The 14,332-nt window shown below is 64.2% G+C and carries 18 protein-coding genes; 6 read left to right on the top strand and 12 right to left on the bottom strand.

Annotated features, from left to right (window positions below; genetic code table 11):
• Nucleotides 1-5: 5 nt before the first annotated feature.
• The 6 genes from CDV46_RS02905 to CDV46_RS27605 all read left to right on the top strand — a co-directional run bounded on the left by CDV46_RS02905 (nt 6) and on the right by CDV46_RS27605 (nt 4,698).
• On the top strand, nt 6-926 hold the full coding sequence (locus CDV46_RS02905) for an ABC transporter permease subunit (RefSeq protein WP_087690286.1): 921 nt from the start codon (nt 6-8) through the stop codon (nt 924-926).
• Entirely contained in the window at nt 923-1,948 is a 1,026-nt protein-coding gene (locus tag CDV46_RS02900; RefSeq protein ID WP_087721749.1) for an ABC transporter ATP-binding protein, read from the top strand. Before CDV46_RS02905 ends, CDV46_RS02900 begins: the two co-directional genes overlap by 4 nt.
• Entirely contained in the window at nt 1,945-3,000 is a 1,056-nt protein-coding gene (locus CDV46_RS02895; protein ID WP_087690283.1) for a peptide ABC transporter ATP-binding protein, read from the top strand. The genes CDV46_RS02900 and CDV46_RS02895 overlap by 4 nt, the downstream gene beginning before the upstream one ends.
• 50 nt (nt 3,001-3,050) lie before the next feature.
• Complete coding sequence (locus CDV46_RS02890) at nt 3,051-3,998, top strand: TraB/GumN family protein (protein ID WP_322788724.1); 948 nt, start codon at nt 3,051-3,053, stop codon at nt 3,996-3,998.
• A gap of 146 nt (nt 3,999-4,144) precedes the next feature.
• Nucleotides 4,145-4,399 (top strand): hypothetical protein, encoded by a 255-nt coding sequence (locus CDV46_RS02885; RefSeq protein WP_058376869.1) that lies wholly within the window; start codon nt 4,145-4,147, stop codon nt 4,397-4,399.
• Nucleotides 4,369-4,698: a type II toxin-antitoxin system RelE/ParE family toxin gene (locus tag CDV46_RS27605; protein ID WP_369597100.1), complete on the top strand. Its 330-nt coding sequence runs from the start codon at nt 4,369-4,371 to the stop codon at nt 4,696-4,698. Before CDV46_RS02885 ends, CDV46_RS27605 begins: the two co-directional genes overlap by 31 nt.
• 47 nt (nt 4,699-4,745) lie before the next feature.
• On the opposite strand, the gene ureG is transcribed toward CDV46_RS27605, so the two are convergent.
• From ureG to CDV46_RS02820, 12 genes are all read right to left on the bottom strand, one after another.
• A complete protein-coding gene (gene ureG / locus CDV46_RS02875) occupies nt 4,746-5,384 on the bottom strand; it encodes an urease accessory protein UreG (RefSeq protein ID WP_058376870.1) in 639 nt (212 codons plus the stop codon).
• A gap of 80 nt (nt 5,385-5,464) precedes the next feature.
• The gene (locus tag CDV46_RS02870; RefSeq protein WP_087721747.1) at nt 5,465-6,190 is read right to left on the bottom strand and encodes an urease accessory protein UreF; all 726 of its coding nucleotides are present in this window, start codon (nt 6,188-6,190) and stop codon (nt 5,465-5,467) included.
• Entirely contained in the window at nt 6,159-6,899 is a 741-nt protein-coding gene (gene ureE, locus CDV46_RS02865) for an urease accessory protein UreE (RefSeq protein WP_087722004.1), read from the bottom strand. The genes CDV46_RS02870 and ureE overlap by 32 nt, the downstream gene beginning before the upstream one ends.
• Nucleotides 6,900-7,031: 132 nt before the next feature.
• The gene (gene ureC / locus CDV46_RS02860) at nt 7,032-8,732 is read right to left on the bottom strand and encodes an urease subunit alpha (protein WP_087690275.1); all 1,701 of its coding nucleotides are present in this window, start codon (nt 8,730-8,732) and stop codon (nt 7,032-7,034) included.
• On the bottom strand, nt 8,729-9,034 hold the full coding sequence (locus CDV46_RS02855; RefSeq protein WP_058376875.1) for an urease subunit beta: 306 nt from the start codon (nt 9,032-9,034) through the stop codon (nt 8,729-8,731). The genes ureC and CDV46_RS02855 overlap by 4 nt, the downstream gene beginning before the upstream one ends.
• A 31-nt stretch (nt 9,035-9,065) precedes the next feature.
• Nucleotides 9,066-9,701, bottom strand: a complete 636-nt coding sequence (locus tag CDV46_RS02850; protein WP_087721746.1) for a HupE/UreJ family protein — start codon at nt 9,699-9,701, stop codon at nt 9,066-9,068.
• A gap of 51 nt (nt 9,702-9,752) precedes the next feature.
• The gene (locus CDV46_RS02845; RefSeq protein ID WP_087690270.1) at nt 9,753-10,055 is read right to left on the bottom strand and encodes an urease subunit gamma; all 303 of its coding nucleotides are present in this window, start codon (nt 10,053-10,055) and stop codon (nt 9,753-9,755) included.
• 171 nt (nt 10,056-10,226) lie between these two features.
• Nucleotides 10,227-10,949: an amino acid ABC transporter ATP-binding protein gene (locus CDV46_RS02840; RefSeq protein WP_087690268.1), complete on the bottom strand. Its 723-nt coding sequence runs from the start codon at nt 10,947-10,949 to the stop codon at nt 10,227-10,229.
• Nucleotides 10,936-11,586 carry an amino acid ABC transporter permease gene (locus tag CDV46_RS02835; protein WP_087690266.1) on the bottom strand — a complete coding sequence of 217 codons (651 nt, stop codon included), beginning with the start codon at nt 11,584-11,586 and terminating at the stop codon, nt 10,936-10,938. Before CDV46_RS02835 ends, CDV46_RS02840 begins: the two co-directional genes overlap by 14 nt.
• Nucleotides 11,583-12,263, bottom strand: coding sequence for an amino acid ABC transporter permease (locus CDV46_RS02830; protein WP_058376880.1), 681 nt, complete (start codon nt 12,261-12,263; stop codon nt 11,583-11,585). Before CDV46_RS02830 ends, CDV46_RS02835 begins: the two co-directional genes overlap by 4 nt.
• Before the next feature lie 18 nt (nt 12,264-12,281).
• On the bottom strand, nt 12,282-13,052 hold the full coding sequence (locus CDV46_RS02825) for a transporter substrate-binding domain-containing protein (RefSeq protein WP_058380020.1): 771 nt from the start codon (nt 13,050-13,052) through the stop codon (nt 12,282-12,284).
• 368 nt (nt 13,053-13,420) lie between these two features.
• The gene (locus CDV46_RS02820; protein ID WP_369597099.1) at nt 13,421-14,278 is read right to left on the bottom strand and encodes an urease accessory protein UreD; all 858 of its coding nucleotides are present in this window, start codon (nt 14,276-14,278) and stop codon (nt 13,421-13,423) included.
• Between the last annotated feature and the right edge of the window lie 54 nt (nt 14,279-14,332).

Here is a 14,332-nt window from a genome sequence, read left to right as displayed (position 1 = left end):
CAACAATGAGTGACACGCCTGCTACGCTGCCGCCGCCCGCCGCCATTACGGCCACGCCTCGCGCGCGCCTGGTGCGGGAATTCCTGCGCAGCTTTACCGCCAATCGCGGCGCGACGTTCGCCGCGATTATCTTGATATTGATGTTCCTTGCGGCCATCTTTGCGCCGCTGATCGCGCCGCACAGTCCCATCGAGCAATACCGCGATTTCGTGAAGATTCCGCCCGCCTGGTTTGAAGGCGGCAACGCACGCTTTCTGCTGGGTACCGATGAAGCCGGCCGCGACATCCTTTCACGCCTGATCTTCGGCGCACGCCTGTCGTTCTGGATCGGTCTGTCGTCGGTGGTGTTGTCGCTGATTCCGGGCATTCTGCTGGGGCTGCTCGCGGCGTTTTTCCCGCGCTGGCTCGACACGCCGATCATGCGCCTGATGGACATGATGATGGCGCTGCCGTCGCTGCTGCTGGCCGTGGCCGTCGTGGCCATCATCGGCCCGGGGCTGGCTAACACGACCATCGCAATTGCGATCGTGACGCTGCCCGCGTATGTGCGTCTCACGCGCGCGGCTGCCATCGGCGAATTGCAGCGCGAGTACGTGACCGCCTCGCGCATGGCCGGTGCCGGCACGCTGCGCTTGATGTTCTCGACCGTGCTGCCGAACTGTGCGGCACCGCTGATCGTGCAGGCGACGCTGAGCTTCTCGGTGGCCATTCTCGATGCGGCGGCGCTCGGCTTTCTCGGCCTGGGCGTGCAACCGCCGCTCGCCGAGTGGGGCTCGATGCTCGCGTCGGCGCGCGACTATATGGAAAGTGCCTGGTGGATTGTGACGCTGCCGGGTCTTGCGATCGTCATCTCGGTCCTTGCGATCAACCTGGTCGGTGACGGCCTGCGCGACGCCCTTGACCCCAAACTGAAGCGAATCGCATGAGTCTGCTCACTATCCGCAATCTATCGGTCGACTTTGAAGGTGCGCGCGCCGTCGAAGGCATCGACCTCGACGTTGGCCAGGGCGAGATTCTCGGCGTGGTCGGCGAGTCCGGCTCCGGCAAGAGCGTGACGATGCTCGCGCTTATGGGGCTGATCGACGCCCCCGGGCGCGTCACTGCCGACGAAGTCAGCTTCGACGGGCGCGATCTGCTGCACGCCTCGGCGCGGCAGCGGCGCAACATCGTCGGGCGCGACGTTTCCATGATCTTTCAGGACGCGCTCTCGAGCCTGAACCCGAGCTATTCCATCGGCTATCAGATCGGTGAAGTGCTGCGCCGGCACATGGGGCTGCGTGGCCGGGCGCTGCGCGATCGCATCGTGGAGTTGCTCGAACAGGTGGAAATTCCCGATGCTGCGAACCGGCTCAGCGCGTATCCGCATCAACTCTCGGGCGGGATGAACCAGCGCGTGATGATCGCGATGGCGATTGCGTGCCAGCCGAAGTTGCTGATTGCCGACGAACCGACGACCGCGCTCGACGTGACCATTCAGGCGCAGATCATGGCGCTGCTGCTGCGTTTGCAGCGCGACCACGGCATGTCGCTCGTGCTGATTTCGCACGATCTGGCCGTGGTGGCCGAAGTCGCGCACCGGGTGGCCGTGATGTATGCGGGGCAGGTGATCGAGGTGCAGCAGGTGCCGGCGCTGTTCGACGCGCCGCATCATCCCTACACCGAGGCGCTGCTCGCGGCGATTCCCGAACACAACCGGGGCGTGCGACGCCTGCACACCTTGCCCGGCGTGGTGCCGGGCCGTGACGATCGGCCGGCCGGGTGTCTGCTGTCGCCGCGCTGTCCTTATGCCGATGACCATTGCCGTACGGTGCAACCCAAGCTTGAGCCCTATACCGGGCCGAGTGCTGTCGGGTCGCCGCGTGTGCGGTGTTTCAAGCCACTGCCGCATGCGGCGGGTGGTCTGGCGGGTGGTGCGGCACGTGGACTAGTTACCGGAGGTGCGCAATGAGTGAAACCGTTTTCGCGACGCCGCCGGGCGGCCCGGACACCCCACATACCCCGCACGCTACGACGCGTGAGCGCGAGCCGAATCGCACGGTGTTGGCCGCCCGCGATCTGAAGCGTTTTTACACCGTCAACCGGGGCATGTTCCGCGCGGACGCGAGCGTCAAGGCCCTGAACGGCGTGTCGTTCGAGTTGTCGGCTGGCCGGACGCTGGCCGTGGTGGGCGAGTCGGGGTGCGGCAAATCGACGCTGGCACGGGTGCTGACGTTGATCGAGCCGCCGACGTCCGGCACACTCGCCATCGACGCGACCGAGACGACCGGGGCATCGGCAGGCGATCTGGCCCCGTTGCGTACGCGGGTGCAGATGGTGTTCCAGAACCCGTACGCGTCGCTCAATCCGCGCAAGACGGTCGGGCAGGCGCTGGATGAGCCGCTGGCCATCAATACGGCGCTCACCCGCGCCGAGCGGGGCGAGAAGATTGCGGCGATGATGCGCACGGTGGGGCTTCGGCCGGAGCATGTGGCGCGGTATCCGCATATGTTCTCGGGCGGGCAGCGGCAGCGCGTGGCGATCGCACGGGCGATGATTCTGTCGCCGGCGATCGTGGTGGCGGACGAGCCGGTCTCGGCCCTGGATGTCTCAATTCAGGCACAGATCCTGAATCTTTTCATGGATTTGCAGGACCGATACGCGACGAGTTACGTATTCGTGTCGCATAATCTCGCCGTAGTCGAGCACGTGGCCGACGACGTGATGGTGATGTATCTCGGCCGCGCGGTCGAACACGGTCCCAAGGCCGCCGTGTTCGGCAAGCCGCTGCACCCGTACACCAAGGCGCTGATGTCGGCGACGCCGGCCATCAAGCCGAGCGAGCGGCGCGTGAAGATTGCGTTGATCGGCGAGTTGCCGTCGCCGCTGCGTCCGCCGCCGGGGTGTGCGTTTGCGCCGCGCTGTCCGTATGCCGTCGACCATTGCCGAGAGGAAGTGCCGCAATTGCGCGAGCTCGAAGGACGTCTGGTGGCGTGCCATCGGGTTGAAGACATTGAGGGATGACGAGATTGGGTGGACCACCACGCGCGACGCATGTCCGTCGGGGCGTCGCTTTGACCGGTTGGCTGCTGGGCTGCCTGCTGATGACGCTCGCCGTCACGCTCGATGCGGCATCGACGGTGACACCCCGCGTCGTTACGCCGCGGGCGTTGCCGCTGGTGGTGCCCGAGCCGGGCGAATCGCCGCCCGGCGCCAATCTGCCGTTCTACGAAGCCCGCAAGGGCGACATGACGATCTACGTCATGGGTACCCTGCACGTCGGCAAGCCCGACGACTATCCGTTCCGCAAAGTAGTGGTCGATGCGCTGCGCGTCTCGAAGGTGGTGGCGTTCGAGCTCTCGCCTGACGATCTGACGATGTCGCAGGACGACGTGCAGAAGTACGGCATGTGCACGCGCGCGTGTCTGCCGAGGATGATTCCGGCGCCGTTATGGCGCAAGTTGCGCGACCGCCTCAAGGGCAATCCGGCGATGCTCACCGAGATTCGCCACATGCGGCCCTGGCTGGCGGCGCTGCTCGTGGAGACGCTCGACTCGATGGGCGCCGATCTGCAAACGGAATACGGCACCGAGAACCAGCTGGAGAATATTTACCGCGGGCGCATTGTCGGGCTGGAGTCGTTGGCCGAGCAGATGGATGCATTCACGGGGTTGTCGGCGGCACAGCAAAACGAGTTGCTTGCGCAGGAGCTGGTGCTGACCCCGAAGAAGGCCACGGCACAGGTGGAGGAGTTGCACCGTCTTTGGCGCGCGGGCGATGCGGAGCTGGTGTTCGATTGGTCGCAGGGCAAGGCGGCACAAGTGCGACGCAACGTGGCGCTGGCCGACGCTATCGACGAGCGCATTCTGTACTCACGCAACCGCCGCTTTTTGGCGCGGATGCTGTTTCTCGCGGACCCGGGCAAGCCGGTGTTCGTTGCCATCGGTACACTGCATCTTGGCGGCCCGCATGGCGTGCTGCAACTGCTGCGAGAGCATGGCTTCTCGGTCGCGCAGCGCTAGTCCGAAACCCGCTTCGGACATCAGGGCGGTTCCGTTAGGAATCGCCCGATAACTCCCCGACCTGTATTGACGCTCCCTGCCGTGGACGGTTAATTTGTGATCACTCGCTTGAGTGGCCCCCCAGCCAACGGAACGCTGTCATCACGATGACCATCGACATGGAGTTTTACAACGACGCTGCCAAAGAAGTCGTTGCCACGCAGCGCATGACAACGGAATTCCCCTCTGTTTCCATGCGGGAATATTCGACGCCACACTACGATACCGAGGCGTACGACGAGGGCATGATTCAGAGCGTCCTCGAAGGTCTCGCCGATCTTGAGGCCGGGCGGACGATCCCGGATGAGGTGGTCAGCGCTGAAGCTGATGCGTGGGTAAGGAGCGCATTGGAACGCTTGTGAGCACGACGATTCGCTGGACGCAGCGTGCGCAACGGGATCGTATCGTCATGAGAAATACGCTGGCAAACCTAAGTCTGAGAGCCGCGGTACATTTTGAAGAACGGATAAAGCACGCAATGAAAAACTTGCGCGCTTTTCCATCGATAGGTCGCCTGGGCGAGCTGAGAAACACACGTGAGCTAGTTGCTCACAGACATTACCGATTGGTTTATCGACTAGGAGAGAACGCAGTCACCATCATTGCACTACATAACGTCGGTCGCCCTTGGCCTCCGAAGGTCCATTCGTATCACGATTGACCCGTCTATTTTGACCCGTCGATTCGGCCGGTGGCCCTCGCATCCCCTCAAGCCAACATCCCCCGCGCTTCAATAAACTGGATGATTTCCTGAAGGCCTTTGCCTTCCTTCATGTTGCCCATGACGAAGGGGCGCATGCCGCGCATTTTCTGCGTGTCGGCGCGCATGATGTCGAGCGACGCGCCAACGTACGGCGCGAGATCGGTCTTGTTGATGATCAGCAGATCCGATTTGGTGATGCCCGGGCCACCCTTGCGCGGAATCTTCTCACCACCGGCCACATCGATCACATAGATCGTCAGATCGGATAACTCGGGGCTGAACGTGGCCGCGAGATTGTCGCCGCCCGATTCGATGAACACGACATCGGCATCGGGAAAACGCTCCAGCATGCGCTCGACCGCTTCGAGATTAATCGATGCGTCTTCGCGAATTGCCGTGTGCGGGCAACCTCCCGTTTCCACGCCTAGAATGCGCTCGGGTTCGAGGGCGCCGGCGACGGTCAACAGGCGCTGATCTTCCTTCGTGTAGATATCGTTGGTGATGACCACGAGATCGTAACGGTCTCGCATGGCTTTGCAGAGCATCTCCGTCAGCGTAGTTTTACCGGAGCCGACCGGGCCGCCGATACCGACACGCAGCGGCGGGTTCTTCTTGGTACGACGGGCGTTGGCAGATGTCGTCATAAGGAGTGTCGTGAGTGGCGCAGAGTGATGAGGGTCCAGTGAGGGAGCGAAGCGGCGAGCGCGTGAAGCACGCTCACCCCTCAGGAACGGAACAGCCTTGAGTATTGCGTCTCGTGGCGCGACGCCAGAATCGCGAGCGCCGGGGAAAACGTATTGATTCGATCGTCGGGCAATGTCGCGGCGCGATGTGCAGCGTCGATGATGCGCGGCCGCAGTGCCACGATCACCCGTTGCGCTGCGACTTGCCCCAACGGCACCGCTTTGAGTGCACCGGCCACCTGATTCTCCAGCCAGCTGAATGCGTAAGCGACGAGCATGTCCGCGAGCGGCGCGCCATGCGTGAGTGCGGCGAACGCGAATGCCGTCGGCAACGCGATCGGGCGAATCGACGCCAGTTGCTCGCGCTGCGCAGCCGTGCCCCATTCGAGCGACATCGCCAGTTGCGTGAGCGACCAGCCCATTTGTTCGGTTTCGGCGCGAAGTTCAGCCGCTTCTCTCGTCGCCAGCAGCCAGTCGTTCACACGGATCAGCGCAGCGAAGTCGTTCGCTTGCCAGTGACGCCATTGTCTCGCCAGCAGTGCCAGCTCACCCGTGGTGAACACGCCGTCGAGTTGGCTTGCGATCCAGCGCTCCGCACCGGGGGCGTCGACGATGATGCCGTGCTCAACGGCGGCTTCGAGTCCTTGCGAATAGCTGAACGCCCCGATGGGCAGCGCGGGCGACGCAAGGTGGAGCAGCGCCGCAAGCGATTGCAGCGACGCAGCCGCAACGGGCTCAGTGAGAGGACTGGCCAGACTTGCCGTCATCGGGAGCGCTCGAAGGAGAGGGTTTCACCGACGCATCGTCCTCGCCGGAAGACGTATGCGCGTGAGCGTGGCCGCAGTCAGGGCCGTGCACATGTGCAGGCGCGTGCGTGTGGCCATGATGCGCATGGTCATGCCCGCAGTCGGGGCCATGAACGTGCGCATGACCATGTTCATGATCGTGGTCATGCGAATGTCCATGGTGCTCATGGAAAACCTGCTGCGCGAGCGCATAGTCTTCCGCGAACGTCGAGTCGTGGCCGTGTTTGTGTCCGCCACCGTAGGCACCCGCTTCCGGCTCGAAGGGCATCAGCGCTTCGGCCACGTCGACATCCAGTCGCAGCAGCATGTCGCGCAGTACCGGATCGGATTCGAGCTTGAGATACCCGTCGCCAACTTCGACCGGCGTGTGACGATTGCCGAGGTGATACGCCGCCCGAGTGAGCGCGAGCGGCGTCGACGCCGTCACCAGCAACACCGTTTCCGGCGCGGCTTCCACGCGAATCAATCCACCGTCATCTGCCACAAGCACATCGCCACCGCGTAGCACCGTGCCGCGCGGCAGGAACACTGCGACTTCTTCACCGGTTTCCAGCGTGGCACGCAGACGGCTTTTGCCGCGCGCATCGAAAGGCAGCACCAGCGCAGGCGCACGCCGTGCGAGCGGTGCAGCGATGCGGCCGGCTTCGAAGCGCTTCTCGACACGACGCAGCGTCGCCGACGAAGAAGCCGACGACGAAGACGACACAGCATCCGCCGCATCGTCAGCGTGCGAATGAGAGGAGGAATCGGGCGCGTAATCGGGCGAGGAATCGGGCGCGGAATCGGAGGCTTGCGACATGGTCTAGAAAAGGAAATAACGTTGCGCCATCGGCAGCACGGTCGCCGGCTCGCACGTCAGCAGTTGTCCGTCGGCGATGACCTGATAGGTCTCGGGGTCGACGCTGATCTGAGGCAGCCAGTCGTTGTTGATCATGTTGGCTTTGGTCACCTGCCGGATATTGCGCACCGGCACGATGCGCTTGGACAGGCCGTAACGGCCAGCCACGTCGCCATCGTACGCCGCTTGCGACACGAACGTCAGCGAGGTGCGCGCCATCGCCCCGGCACGTGCCCCGAACATCTCGCGATAGTGCACGGGCTGCGGCGTCGGAATCGATGCATTGGGGTCGCCCATCAGCGCTGACGTGATCATGCCGCCCTTGAGAATCAGCGACGGCTTCACGCCGAAAAACGCCGGTTCCCACAGCACCAGATCCGCCCACTTGCCGACTTCGATCGACCCGATTTCATGCGCCATGCCGTGCGTGATGGCCGGGTTGATCGTGTACTTCGCCACGTAACGCTTCACGCGGAAATTGTCGGCCTGTGCCGAATCCGTACCGAGCGCGCCGCGCTGCACCTTCATCTTGTGTGCCGTCTGCCACGTGCGCAGCACCACTTCACCCACCCGCCCCATGGCTTGCGAATCCGACGAGATCATCGACAACGCGCCCAAGTCATGCAGGATGTCCTCGGCGGCAATCGTCTCGCGCCGGATGCGTGATTCGGCGAACGCAATGTCCTCGGCAATCGCGGGGTCGAGGTGATGGCACACCATCAACATGTCGAGATGCTCGTCGAGCGTGTTGATCGTGTAAGGCCGCGTCGGGTTCGTCGACGACGGCAACACATTCGGCTCGCCGCAGACCTTGAGAATGTCGGGCGCATGCCCGCCGCCCGCGCCCTCGGTGTGATACGTGTGAATCGTGCGGCCCTTGATCGCCGCGACCGTCGCTTCGACAAAACCGCCCTCGTTGAGCGTGTCGGTGTGAATGGCGACCTGCGTATCGGTAGCGTCAGCGACCGACAGACACGCATCGATGGCCGCCGGGGTCGAGCCCCAGTCCTCGTGCAGCTTCAACCCGATGGCGCCGGCTTCGATTTGTTCGGTGAGCGGCTCGGGCTGACTCACGTTGCCCTTGCCGAGAAAACCGAGGTTGATCGGCCAGCCGTCCGCCGCCTGCAACATGCGCTCGATGTGCCACGGCCCCGGTGTGCACGTCGTGGCGTTGGTGCCCGTGGCCGGGCCAGTGCCGCCGCCGAGCAACGTCGTTACGCCCGACGACAGCGCTTCCTCGATCTGTTGCGGACAAATGAAGTGGATGTGCGAATCGATGCCGCCCGCGGTGACGATCATGCCTTCGCCCGCGATGACTTCGGTGGCGGCACCGAGGGGAATCGTCACACCCGGCTGAATGTCCGGATTGCCGGCCTTGCCGATGCCCCAGATGCGGCCGTCTTTCAGCCCGATATCCGCTTTGACGATGCCCCAGTGATCGATGATCACGGCATTGGTAATGACGGTGTCAACCACGTCGGCGCGCGTGCGTTGCGACTGGCCCATGCCGTCGCGAATGACCTTGCCGCCGCCGAACTTCACCTCTTCGCCGTAGATCGTGTAATCGCGCTCGATCTCGATGATGAGTTCCGTATCGGCCAACCGCAGCCGGTCACCGGTGGTCGGGCCGAACATCTCCGCATAAGCGCGGCGTGAAATCTTCATAAGGCCCCCATGACACGCCCGGCAAAGCCGAACACGCGCCGATCGCCCGCCAGCGCAACCAACTCGACGGTGCGTTGCTGACCCGGCTCGAACCGCACGGCAGTCCCGGCGGCAATGTTCAGACGAAATCCGCGCGCAGCCTCGCGGTCGAATTGCAGCGCATCGTTGACTTCATAGAAATGGAAATGCGAGCCGATCTGAATCGGCCGGTCACCGGTGTTGGCGACCGTCACGCTGATCGTGGGGCGTCCCACGTTCAGCTCGATCTCGCCAGCAGCAGTCAGCAGCTCTCCGGGAATCATGCGTGTCTCCTCAAGGGGGCTACGTCCGCGCTCAGGCCGCAACAGCCAGCAGCGACACGCCGTACGCCAGCACGCCCGCGCCTAACAGGCGCGGCACCCACACCGTGCGCTCACGCAGCGCCACACCCGCCGCGATACCGATGCCATGCAGCATGCCCGTGGCGAGCAGGAAGCCGGCCATGTAATGCATGGCGCTGGCTTCGTCCGGCAACTCGGCACCGTGCGCGAAGCCGTGGAAGATAGCGAACGCACCGACCACGGCCGCGCCAGCCCAACCGGGCAACTTCGTGCGCGTGGCGAGCATCAGCCCGAGTACCAGCAGCGAGACGGCGATCATCGGCTCGACGCCCGGCAACGCAAACCAATGCGACATGCCGAGCAAGCCACCGGCCGCAAGCATCGCGACAAACGCAATGGGCGCCAGCCAGACGCGGCGCGAGGTGAGCGCGCTCCACAGACCGACGACGATCATGGCGCACAAGTGGTCGGCGCCGGTGAGCGGATGGACGAAGCCCGCGGCAAAGCTGCTGGCGGCGTCATGCCCCGGGTGACCCGGATGCGCGAGGGCGGCGCCCGACGCGGCGAGCAGGGCAAGGCCGGCGGCCGCGCGTGACCAGCGGCGTGCCGACGAAGTGGCGGATACGGTGAACGAGCGATCGCGTGACATGGTGCGTCCTTCGGGTGTTGTTATCGATGTGTACTGACGTGAATGACCGGATTACGGAATCGGGTGATGCACGGTCACGAGTTTCGTGCCGTCGGGAAACGTGGCCTCGACCTGAATGTCGGGGATCATCTCGGGCACGCCGTCCATCACGTCATCGCGCGTGAGCAAGGTCGTGCCGAAGTGCATGAGTTCGGCGACCGTCTTGCCATCGCGCGCGCCTTCCATGAGCGCGGCGCTGATGAAGGCCACGGCCTCCGGATAGTTCAGCTTCAGTCCGCGCGCGCGCCGGCGTTCGGCGAGCAGGGCGGCGGTGAAGATGAGTAACTTGTCTTTTTCGCGAGGAGTGAGCTTCATCGTGACAGGTGAATTTCAATGCGAAGCAATTAGGGTGGACAGGCCCTGAGGCGCGCTGTAGCTGCTCATCATAAGCACGGCGATCACGCCGCGCCACTGCTCTTTGACACGATTAGAGGGCGCACCAAAATCGTGCGAATGACCGATCGGCAGCGCCTTTCCACGGAGACTTTATTGGCAGATAAAACGCTGCAATTCCGGCGTCGCCGGGCGCGTGAACAGTGCCTCGGGTTCACCCGATTCCCAGATCTTGCCCTGATGCATGAACACCACCCGATCCGACACGTGGCGCGCGAAGCGCATCTCGTGCGTGACCAGAATCAGCGTCATGCCTTCCGCCGCCAGATCCTCCAGCACCTTCAGCACCTCGGCGACCAGCTCCGGGTCGAGCGCCGACGTAATTTCATCGCACAGCAGCACCGCGGGCGACATGGCCAGCGAGCGCGCAATCGCCACTCGCTGCTGCTGACCGCCCGAGAGTTGCGACGGGTAGCTGTCGAACTTGTCGGCGAGTCCGACCTTGGCGAGCATGGCGCGCGCGACTTCACGCGCATCGCCGGACGCGGTCTTCTTCACGACCTTCTGCGCGAGCATGACGTTCTCGCCGGCCGACAGATGCGGAAACAGGTTGTACTGCTGGAACACCATGCCAACCTTCAGACGCAGAGCGCGCAGATCGGTGTCGCGGGCGCCGACGAGCACACCATCGACCGCTACGCTGCCGGCATCGAAGCTCTCCAGACCGTTGAGCGTGCGCAGCAGCGTGCTCTTGCCCGAGCCGCTCTTGCCGATGATCGACACGACCTGACCGCGCTCGACGCTCATGTCGATCCCCCGCAACACGGGGTTTTCGCCGAAGCGCTTTTGCATGCCCCTGACTTCAATGAGCGACATGGAGTTTCCTTTCGAGATGACGCGCCCATAACGACAGCGGATAGCAGGCAGCGAAGTAGAACAGAGCGACCAGCCCATAGACGGTGAACGGCTGGAAGGTCGCATTGGTGAGCATGGTGCCGGTCTTGGTCAACTCATCGAAGCCGATGATCGACGCGAGCGCCGTGCTCTTGACCACCTGCACCGAGAAACCGACCGTCGGCGCGATGGCGATGCGCAGCGCCTGCGGCAGAATCACGTGCCGCAACTGCTCGCCGTAGCGCATGGCAAGGCTCGACGAGGCCTCCCACTGCCCGTGCGGAATGGCATCGACGCAACCCCGCCAGATCTCGGTGAGATAGGCGCTGGTGTAGAGCGTGAGACACACCGCCGCCGCGACCCACGGCGAGACTTCCAAGCCGAGCAACGGCAGGCCGAAGAAGACCAGAAACAACTGCATGAGCAGCGGCGTGCCCTGAAACACTTCGATATACAACGCGACCGCACGCGCGGCCCATTGCACGCGGCCCACGCGAATGACCAGCAGCACGAGTGCGACGAGCCCGCCGCAGACGAAGGCGATCGCCGAGAGCGCGAGGGTCCAGCGTCCGGCCAGCAGCAGGCCGCGCAGCATGTCCCAGAGGGTGAATTCCATCATCGCGCACCCCCTTTGACCGTGCCGCGAAACAGGCGCCGTGCGCAACGCATCAGCACACGCCGCAGCGCAATGGCCAGCACGAGATACACGCCAGTGACGATCAGATAGCTCTCGAACGCGCGGAACGTGCGCGACTGCACGAAGTTGGCCGCGTACGAGAGATCAGGCACCGAGATTTGCGATACCACTGCCGAGCCCAGCATCACGATGACGATCTGGCTGGCGAGTGCCGGGAACACTTTCGCAAACGCCTGCGGAAGAATGACGTGGCGCAGAATCTGCGCGCGCGTCATCGCCAGCGATTGCCCGGCTTCCGACAGCCCGCGTGGCACCGCGCGCATACCGGCGCGAATGATCTCGGTCGCGTAAGCACCGAGGTTCACGCTCATGGCGATGACGGCCGCCGTGGTCTCGTCGATATGAATGCCCAGACTCGGCAGCCCGAAGAAGATGAAGAAGAGCTGGACGATGAAGGGTGTGTTGCGAATCAGCTCGACGTAGAGGCCGGCGATGGCCTTGGCCCAGCGCGAGCCCTCTTCGCGAGCGACGGCGCACAGCGCGCCGATGACGACACCCACTACCGTTGACACGGCAGTGAGCGCCACCGTCAGCGCGGCGCCTTTTACGAACAGCATCAGGTATTGCCGCAGGTCGGCAAAGTCGAGAACGTAGTGCATCAGAAGGGCAGACCCGTTTTACAGGTCGGCCGGCAGCGGGGCGCCGAGCCACTTCTGCGAGATCTTGCCCAGCGAGCCGTCCTTCTTCGAGGCCGTCAGGATGTCGTTGACCTTGGCGAGCAGACGCGGCTCGTTCTTGTTCAGGCCGACAAAGCACGGCGAGTTCTTGATGAGGAACTTCGGCTCCGGCAGCTTCGGCGGGTGCTTGGCGAGAATGGCGGCGGCGACCACGTTGCCGGTGGCCACCAGTTGCACCTGACCCGACAGGAATGCCGAGATCGTGCCGTTGTTGTCTTCGAAGCGCTTGATGGTCACATCGGGCGGGGCGACCTTGGAGAGTTCGAGGTCTTCCACGGCGCCACGCGTTACGCCAATGGTCTTGCCCGAGAGATCGGCGGGCTTGGCGACAGCGATGTCTTTCGGACCGAACACGCCGTTGTAGAACGGTGCGTAGGCTTCCGAGAAGTCGATGACTTTCTCGCGGTCGGCGTTCTTGCCGAGGCTGGAGATCACCAGATCGGCTTTGTTCGTGGTGAGGTACGGCACGCGGTTGGCGCTGGTCACCGGCACGAGTTCGAGCTTCACGCCCATGCCCTTGGCGAGCAGCGCGGCGGTGTCGATGTCATAGCCGACCGGCTTCATGTCCGGGCCGATCGAGCCGAACGGCGGGAAGTCGGCGGGGACTGCCACGCGCAGCGTGCCGCGCTTGGTGATGTCGTCCAAGCCGTCCGCATGGGCCGCTCGCGGCATGGCGACAGCGAGCGCGGCGATGGCGCTCATCGAGAGCATCAGTGCAGTGAAGACACGGCGGGCGCGAGCGCGTGCGCCGACGGTAGCAACGACGGCATGGTGCGGGACGGCAGTACGGGTGAACGGCAGCATAGCGGCAACCTCGGTTCGGAGTATCGGGGGCGAGTGATCCGGCGACAGGAGCGTCCCGGCGGCCGGATCATCTGGTCTGACCGGTCGATACAGTGAGGTAGCAGGAATCGTGCCTGAGGCAGAGAAAGACCGCGCGGCGGCGCTGCCGGGCAGATCGGCGCGCGCATTCCCGTGTCGGGAGCGCGCCGCGTCGGGCCATGCGCCGCCGATAACGCCCTGAATTGGTGCGTCAGCAGGGCGTGGCGACGGAGGGTGTCACCGTTTTGGTGCCGGGCTCAGGTTGCCCAGAGACGCAGCGGTTCGGCGGGCACGCCATGCACGACCGGGCGTAACGCCAGCCAGTGCCGGATCATCAACTGACGCACGGTTTCCATGTCGTGACCCAACACGCGCAATACCAATACGTTGCCCGGCAGGCAGGTCACGCCCGCGCGCAAATCATCCTGAAACGGCAGGTCGGCGGCCAGCGTTTCGGCGAACTCACGCGTGCACGCCGGGCCAACCGCCCATAGCGTCGCGAACACCGGAAAGCCTGCAAGACCGGTCACGCCCGTGCGTTGCGCATCGTCGGCACCGAGCACGGCCTGCTCGGCCCAGAGCAAGCGGTCTTGCGCGTCGCGCAGTTCGAACGTCGCGCGCCACTGGCCTTGTGTCCATTGTTCGCCCGCTGCCTGACGGCCGAGCAGGGTGGCGTCCCAACCGATGACGGTGGCGTTCTCGCCGAGACGCACGCGGATGTTCTGCTTCGCATCGGCCTGTTCGAACACGATGTTCTCGAGCGGCAGCCAGTCGAGTTTCGCGCCCGCGCCGAGCGTGAGCGCGATGTCCTGCGTGCCGACGCGGCCTTGCGACTTGTACCACTTCGTCGCACCGGGGGTTGTCAGCACCGCGTGCGCGCGGTCTTCAAGCCGGACGTCGATGTCGAGACTGTCGCCGCCCGCGATCCCCCCGGGGGGATGCACGATCACGGCGTGGCAAATACCCGGGCCTTCGGGGTGCAACGATTTCTGTACGACGAGCGGGCCCTGATGACGACGCGTCGCGAGCACGGTGCGCTCGCCCGTACGTGCGAAGCCGAGCGAGAGCGCGGCATGCCAGCCGGGGATGGAAGGGTTCGGGGTGTTCATGAGCATCAGGCGATTCGGATTGCCCGAAATCTAGCACGGCGCGGCGCCGTCATCAGCAGG

It is taken from the genome of Pandoraea sp. PE-S2T-3 (assembly GCF_002179965.1).
Lineage (GTDB): Bacteria > Pseudomonadota > Gammaproteobacteria > Burkholderiales > Burkholderiaceae > Pandoraea.
This window is presented reverse-complemented; position numbering and strand designations above follow the sequence as displayed.

Coding starts and splice junctions, on each gene's coding strand:
- CDV46_RS02845 (WP_087690270.1), bottom strand. CDS start 10,055: ATGAAGCTCACTCCTCGCGAAAAAGACAAGTTACTCATCTTCACCGCC.
- CDV46_RS02905 (WP_087690286.1), top strand. CDS start 6: ATGAGTGACACGCCTGCTACGCTGCCGCCGCCCGCCGCCATTACGGCC.
- CDV46_RS02885 (WP_058376869.1), top strand. CDS start 4,145: ATGACCATCGACATGGAGTTTTACAACGACGCTGCCAAAGAAGTCGTT.
- CDV46_RS02835 (WP_087690266.1), bottom strand. CDS start 11,586: ATGATGGAATTCACCCTCTGGGACATGCTGCGCGGCCTGCTGCTGGCC.
- CDV46_RS02825 (WP_058380020.1), bottom strand. CDS start 13,052: ATGCTCTCGATGAGCGCCATCGCCGCGCTCGCTGTCGCCATGCCGCGA.
- ureG (WP_058376870.1), bottom strand. CDS start 5,384: ATGACGACATCTGCCAACGCCCGTCGTACCAAGAAGAACCCGCCGCTG.
- CDV46_RS02855 (WP_058376875.1), bottom strand. CDS start 9,034: ATGATTCCCGGAGAGCTGCTGACTGCTGCTGGCGAGATCGAGCTGAAC.
- CDV46_RS02850 (WP_087721746.1), bottom strand. CDS start 9,701: ATGTCACGCGATCGCTCGTTCACCGTATCCGCCACTTCGTCGGCACGC.
- CDV46_RS02820 (WP_369597099.1), bottom strand. CDS start 14,278: ATGCTCATGAACACCCCGAACCCTTCCATCCCCGGCTGGCATGCCGCG.
- CDV46_RS02830 (WP_058376880.1), bottom strand. CDS start 12,263: ATGCACTACGTTCTCGACTTTGCCGACCTGCGGCAATACCTGATGCTG.
- CDV46_RS02840 (WP_087690268.1), bottom strand. CDS start 10,949: ATGTCGCTCATTGAAGTCAGGGGCATGCAAAAGCGCTTCGGCGAAAAC.
- ureC (WP_087690275.1), bottom strand. CDS start 8,732: ATGAAGATTTCACGCCGCGCTTATGCGGAGATGTTCGGCCCGACCACC.
- CDV46_RS02895 (WP_087690283.1), top strand. CDS start 1,945: ATGAGTGAAACCGTTTTCGCGACGCCGCCGGGCGGCCCGGACACCCCA.
- CDV46_RS02870 (WP_087721747.1), bottom strand. CDS start 6,190: ATGACGGCAAGTCTGGCCAGTCCTCTCACTGAGCCCGTTGCGGCTGCG.
- CDV46_RS02900 (WP_087721749.1), top strand. CDS start 923: ATGAGTCTGCTCACTATCCGCAATCTATCGGTCGACTTTGAAGGTGCG.